This window comes from Humidesulfovibrio sp., from assembly GCF_035560995.1.
GTDB lineage: Bacteria > Desulfobacterota > Desulfovibrionia > Desulfovibrionales > Desulfovibrionaceae > Humidesulfovibrio.
In genome coordinates this window covers 1-5257 of sequence record NZ_DATMYK010000304.1, presented here as the reverse complement: position 1 = coordinate 5257, position 5257 = coordinate 1, and the positions used below count along the sequence as shown (strand labels likewise).

Annotated in this window: 7 protein-coding genes, 2 tRNA genes and 1 pseudogene; 5 read left to right on the top strand and 5 right to left on the bottom strand. The window is 63.5% G+C overall.

Translation table 11 applies throughout. From position 1 onward, the window contains the following. Positions 1–117: pseudogene (locus tag VN419_RS12210) on the bottom strand (DNA recombination/repair protein RecA); the annotation flags it as partial. Between the two features lie 253 nt (positions 118–370). Between VN419_RS12210 and VN419_RS12205 the strand changes: the two are divergent. From VN419_RS12205 to VN419_RS12190, 4 genes are all read left to right on the top strand, one after another. Beyond that, a complete protein-coding gene (locus VN419_RS12205) occupies positions 371–907 on the top strand; it encodes a DUF721 domain-containing protein (RefSeq protein WP_325647499.1) in 537 nt (178 codons plus the stop codon). Then, a complete protein-coding gene (locus VN419_RS12200) occupies positions 904–1260 on the top strand; it encodes a hypothetical protein (protein WP_325647498.1) in 357 nt (118 codons plus the stop codon). Before VN419_RS12205 ends, VN419_RS12200 begins: the two co-directional genes overlap by 4 nt. Positions 1261–1334: 74 nt before the next feature. Further along, a tRNA-Gln gene (locus VN419_RS12195) sits at positions 1335–1408 on the top strand. Between the two features lie 11 nt (positions 1409–1419). Then, positions 1420–1497 (top strand) — tRNA-Glu (locus tag VN419_RS12190). Positions 1498–1596: 99 nt separating this feature from the next. Here VN419_RS12190 and VN419_RS12185 read toward each other — a convergent pair. Beyond that, positions 1597–2085, bottom strand: a complete 489-nt coding sequence (locus VN419_RS12185) for an Rrf2 family transcriptional regulator (RefSeq protein ID WP_325647497.1) — start codon at positions 2083–2085, stop codon at positions 1597–1599. A 132-nt stretch (positions 2086–2217) separates the two neighbouring features. On the opposite strand from VN419_RS12185, the gene VN419_RS12180 reads away from it, so the two are divergent. Next, entirely contained in the window at positions 2218–2589 is a 372-nt protein-coding gene (locus VN419_RS12180; RefSeq protein ID WP_325647496.1) for a pyridoxamine 5'-phosphate oxidase family protein, read from the top strand. Positions 2590–2729: 140 nt separating this feature from the next. Here VN419_RS12180 and VN419_RS12175 read toward each other — a convergent pair whose 3' ends face one another. The 3 genes from VN419_RS12175 to VN419_RS12165 are packed head-to-tail and all read right to left on the bottom strand — an operon-like array spanning position 2730 to position 5247. Further along, complete coding sequence (locus tag VN419_RS12175; RefSeq protein WP_325647495.1) at positions 2730–3863, bottom strand: HD domain-containing phosphohydrolase; 1134 nt, start codon at positions 3861–3863, stop codon at positions 2730–2732. Next, a complete protein-coding gene (locus VN419_RS12170; protein ID WP_325647494.1) occupies positions 3864–5135 on the bottom strand; it encodes a response regulator in 1272 nt (423 codons plus the stop codon). It lies immediately after the preceding gene. Positions 5136–5142: 7 nt separating this feature from the next. Continuing rightward, positions 5143–5247, bottom strand: a complete 105-nt coding sequence (locus VN419_RS12165; RefSeq protein ID WP_325647500.1) for a hypothetical protein — start codon at positions 5245–5247, stop codon at positions 5143–5145. Between the last annotated feature and the right edge of the window lie 10 nt (positions 5248–5257).

Here is a 5257-nt window from a genome sequence, read left to right as displayed (position 1 = left end):
GCCGTCGTCCATGCGCATGATGGCGCCCTTGCCGAACTTGCGCTCAATGGTGGTGAGCGCCGTGGTGAGGGCCTCCAGGCGCAATTCTTCAGGGCTCGAAACGGGCTTTTTGGCCATGGGTGCTCCTCCGGGGGTGGCGATTTGGGCGTAGAAAAGGCCTGTTACCAGAAGCCCGGCCCGGCGGCAACAGGCGATGCGCCCCCTGCCCCGGGCCATCAGGCGCGCCGATGGCTGACGCAAAAAGCCTTGCGGCCAGCACTGGCCTTGCGCCCGGAGCGCATCCGGGTTAGGAGGCGGAAATGACGCGCGCAGGCCGCAAGCACATGCACACCAGCCCGGCGGGGTTCCGACCGTGAGGGCGCGGCGCAGGATGCAGCACCCGGGACGCGAGTCGCGCCACCGCAAGGTGGGCGAGGACTCCATGTTTCGGCTGCTCTCCCGCTACGACAAGAAAGGCGGCCTGGAACTGGTGCGCCTATGGCGCGAGTGGGAAAACGTGGTGGGGCCGGAAGTGGCCGAGCTGGCGCGGCCCCTGGGCCACAAGGACGGCACCCTGGTGCTCTTCGCCCAGGACGCCATCGCCGCGCAGCAGCTCAGCTACTATGTTTTTGAGCTTCTGGAGCGCGTGAACGCATTTTTTGGCAAAGAAGTCTTTGACAAGGTGCGGTTCGAGCTGCTAGACGGCAGAGTTCCATTGGGGCTGCAAAGTCACGCGGAGACTTCTCCGCGCGCCGTTCACCCCAAAAAGCCGAGCAATCTCGGCGGGCTGATCGGCAAAATCGACCCGGATTCCGCCGTTGGCCGTTGCTATCTGGCCTATGTGCGGTATTTTTCCAGCCTGCCCGATGAGGGCGCGGCCAACGACGCGAATACTCGCCCCCAAGGGGCGTCAAGGAGAAGGAAATGAGCCAGGAAATTTTGGAAATGAGCTTTGAGAGCCTGGGCCTTACCAAGCCCCTGGACAAGATGACCGCCAAAGAGCTGCGTCAGCTGGTGGTGGTCAAGAAGATCCCCTCCATCGTGGGCGCCAGCGGCATGCAGAAGGAAGAGCTGGTCACCGCCATCAAGGGCGTGTTCGGCATCGTTGACGAAGAGGGCGCCGTCTCCCCCTACAAGGATCAGATCTTCACCATGAAGCGCAAGATCCGCGAGATGCGCGTGGCCAAGGGCACCGTCGAAGCCCGCCAGGAGCGCACCCAGCTGCGCCGCAAGATCAACAAGCTGAAGAAGCGCACCCGCCGCCTGTCGCGCGCGCTGTAGTTTTTTCGCGAAGGGCACACTTCGGGGTTGACAAGAACGCCCCGAAGCCAGTATCACGTGCCCTCGCAACCTGCTGGGGGATCGTATAAAGGCAATACTGCGGGTTCTGGCTCCGCCAATCGAGGTTCGATTCCTCGTCCCCCAGCCACTTCTCACCATGTCCCCATCGTCTAGCCTGGTCCAGGACGACGGCCTTTCACGCCGTTAACAGGGGTTCAAATCCCCTTGGGGACGCCAGCGCAAATCAAAGCGGTCAGGAGAACATCCTGGCCGCTTTTTTTGTTTGGCCCAAAGCCTTGCAGCGCCGCTTGCCCGTCCTATCAGCAGCCCCCCGCCTCAAAGCCCCTTGGCCCATTCGGCCATGGCCAGCTTCTTCCGCTCCGGGAAGTCGCGGCACACCTGATCGCGCAGCCAGCGCAAGGAGCGCGCGCGCAACCTGTCCCGCAGCAACTCCTCGGCCTCCACCATCACCACTTTGATGAGGCAGGGGCACTTGTCCGTGAACACCGAAGGGTCGTCCACAAAGATGTTCTTCTTGCGGATCTCCGCGCACTGGAAGAAGTGGGAGGGCCCCTCAACGGCTTCGACGATGTCCCAGAAGGACACGTCCTCCGCAGGCCGGGCCAGCTCATAGCCGCCCTTTACGCCGGGAACAGACCGGACAAGCCCGGCCTTGCGCAGCTTGGCGAAGACCTTGGACAGATAACTCTCCGTGATCCCGTGCAGCTCGGCTATCTGCCGTATCCCGACGGGTTTTCCCTCCGGCATGTCCACCAGATAGAACAGTGAATGGAACGCGTACTCCACGCCAACGCTGAACTGCATCCGAAGCCTCCGTCCGCTGTTTGAATGAAATCAGTGTACCCCGCAGCTCCGGTCTTGACCAGAGTTGCACGAGATATTATGGATATCACGGACAGACATTGTCTACAATACTTCAACACCAAGGAGAAACGCATGCTCACCGAGAAATTCCGAGAGGTTGTCAGCCATGAGGGTGTTGTTTCCATCGTCACCTGCGCCGACAACGAGGCGCACGTGGTCAACACCTGGAATTCATACCTCGGCCAGCCCGACGACGTGCGGCTGCTCATCCCCGCCTGGAAGATGCGCAAGACCGAGCAGAACATCCTCAAGAACAACAGGGTGCTGCTGACTCTCGGCAGCAAGGAGGTGCAGGGGCGCATGGGGCCGGGCACGGGTTTTCTTCTGGAGGGCACGGCCCGTTTCATCACCTCCGGTGCTGAGTATGACGAAATGAAGGCCAAGTTCCCGTTCCTTACGCGCGTGCTGGAAGTCACTGTCGCGTCCCTCAAGCAGACCATTTAGGGGGAGAGGCCGGGCGGGCGTGAAACGATGCTCCCCGCCCGGAAAGCAGTCGACCCCCGAAGCGCAGGGCTCCGGGGGTCTTGCTGGCGCGGCCCCGGCCGCATTTTCTGGGGGAGGGCCGGGCCCCGGGCGGCAACAAACTATTCAGCGCGCTGCTGCGGCTTGCTCTCCGGCATCACCAGCACGGTTATGGGCTCCACGATGTCGAAGGTCTGCCCGGTCTGGATGAGCCGGTAGATGCTCGTCTCGTTCAGCTCCATGCCGCGCGCCAGAAGCAGCAGGCCCTCGCGCGTCACCACGTTCTCGTCCAGGATCATGTTTTCGGTCAGCTCGCGCACGGCCACGTGCTTCCGCAGATACGGCCCCTCTATGCCCACGGCCTTCTCGAAGCGGTCCAGCAGGCCCGGATCGTAGCAGCCCTTGCAGCCGCGCATGCGCATGAAGATGTTCGTGGGCGCAAGGCCCCGGCTCTCCAGCGTGTCGTAGTCCACCACGATCTTGAGGATGCGCGCGCCTTCCGGCAGGTTGGGATCAAAGCGCTTGTGCTGCCCGGCGATGATCTCGGCCACCTTGCCCAGACGGGGGATGTGCTCGATGAGGCCAGCGCCCACGGCCGGGTGGCTGGCATAGAGCTTGCGCTCGTCGGAGTTCAGCTCCTGCCCGGTGGCGATCTTGTCCAGCAGGGTGCGCGGCAGGGCCATGCAGCCGATGTGCGAGAGCATGGCCGCCAGGTCGAGCTCCCAGGTGGCCTTTATGCCTCCTTCCTTCACCATGCGCCGCACCAGGGCCTTGATGCGCTCGGTGCGGCCGTAAGCCTCCGGATTGGCCAGGCTCAAGGCCTCGGAAAGCACGCGGATGCTGCCGCGCAGGGTGCCGCGCAGCAGTTCCTTCTCCGCAGTCACCAGATGGTACTGCTCCATGCCCGCGGCCAGGGCCTTCAGCATCACATCGGTGCCGCAGGGTTTGGTGAGGAAGCGGAACACCTGGCCCTCGTTCACGGCGTTTATGGCCACGTCCACGTCGGCGAAGCCGGTGAGCATCATGCGCACCGTGTCTGGCGAAAGGTCCCGCACATGGGAAAGGAAGGTGATGCCATCCATGTTCGGCATCTTGAGGTCGCTGATGACCACGGCGTATGGGCCGGAGTTCCGCACCAGGGCCAGGGCCTCCTCCGGGCTCTGCGCCGTGTCCAGGTCGTAGCGCCTGCTCATGTTGGCCCGAAAGCCGTCCAGCACGTTCACTTCGTCGTCGACGAACAGAATTCTGTCAGCCATTCAGTCGCCCTTCTGCGCAAGGCGCGCGCAGATTTCGCGCCAGTCCCGCATGAGCCGCAGGTATTCCACCCTGTCGGCGAAGCGGAAGTGCGCGGCCCCGGCGGACGCCGGCTTGGTGTTGTTGCGCGAGTTTCCCTGGTTCGGCCCTATGTACACGTACTCATGGTCAAAGCTGTTGGCCACGGCCACGGCGGCGGCCACAGAGAAGCGCCCGCAGGAGGGGAGCTTGCCGCGGCTGTGCCAGCACACGGATTCCACGATGGTGTCGTTGAAGCCCCAAAGGCTGATGAGATAGGCTCCCACGTCGGCGTGGGTGGTGTCCATCACCTCCAGTTCCGCCTCGAACACCTTGATCTCCTTGTCCCGCACCAGAGCCAGCACCTTGCGGTAGTCGCTGGTCATGGTGGTGGCGATGACCAGCTTGCCCACATCGTGCAGCATGCCTGCGATGAAGCAGTCGTCGCGGTCGTCCATGCTTGCGTTCTCCACCTCGGCTATGGCCCGGGCGAAGCAGGCCACCCGCGTGCTGTGCTCCCACAGCATCTTGAGCGAGAAGCCGGGAAAGCTGCGCGGGCTGATGGTGGAGAAGAGGTGGATGGACAGGATGAGCACGCGGATGGTCTCGGTGCCGAGGAGCTTCACCGCGTGCTGAACGCTGGCCACGCGCGTGGGCAGGCCGAAAAAGGCCGAGTTCACCAGGCGCAGAATGCTCGCGCTCATGCCCACGTCCTGGGCGATGATGTCGCCGATCTGCTGCAGCGAGACCCCGTCGTTCATGAGGGCCATGGTGAGCCGCCGGTACAGCTCCGGCAGGGCTGGGAGGGACTCGATGCGCGAGATGAGCTGCTTGAGCTGCACGTTCAGGATGATGTCGCGCAGGCGCAGGGCCTTCACTATGGCCTGCTTCATCTCCGCCGGGGGGCAGGGCTTGCTCAAGTACCGGTGGGCCAGCTTCACCGTGCGCATGACGCTTTCCTGGTCCGAGTAGCCGGAGAGGATGATGCGCACGGTTTCCGGGCTTTTCTGCTGCACCGCGTGCAGAAGCTGCGCGCCGTCCATGCCGGGCATGCGCATGTCCGTCACCACCACGTCCTGGTGGTGCTGCTCCAGGTAGGCCAAGGCCTCGGCCCCGCTGCCCATGAAGGAGAGCTCCCACTCCCCGCGCATGGAGTAGAGCATGGCCTGCAGGCCCTCCAGGATCTCCGGCTCGTCGTCGACGAACATGATCCTGGGCTTGTTCTGGGCGTTCTGCTTGGCGTTCTTCCGGTGCATGCCGACCTCAGCCGCCCACGGGCAGCCGGATGAAAAATGTTGAGCCCCGGCCTTCCTCGGATTCGAAGGTCAGGGTGCCGCCGTGCTTGTTGACCACGATGTCGTAGGCGATGGCCAGGCCT

Coding starts and splice junctions, on each gene's coding strand:
- VN419_RS12200 (WP_325647498.1), top strand. CDS start 904: ATGAGCCAGGAAATTTTGGAAATGAGCTTTGAGAGCCTGGGCCTTACC.
- VN419_RS12185 (WP_325647497.1), bottom strand. CDS start 2,085: ATGCAGTTCAGCGTTGGCGTGGAGTACGCGTTCCATTCACTGTTCTAT.
- VN419_RS12205 (WP_325647499.1), top strand. CDS start 371: ATGCAGCACCCGGGACGCGAGTCGCGCCACCGCAAGGTGGGCGAGGAC.
- VN419_RS12180 (WP_325647496.1), top strand. CDS start 2,218: ATGCTCACCGAGAAATTCCGAGAGGTTGTCAGCCATGAGGGTGTTGTT.
- VN419_RS12175 (WP_325647495.1), bottom strand. CDS start 3,863: ATGGCTGACAGAATTCTGTTCGTCGACGACGAAGTGAACGTGCTGGAC.
- VN419_RS12170 (WP_325647494.1), bottom strand. CDS start 5,135: ATGCACCGGAAGAACGCCAAGCAGAACGCCCAGAACAAGCCCAGGATC.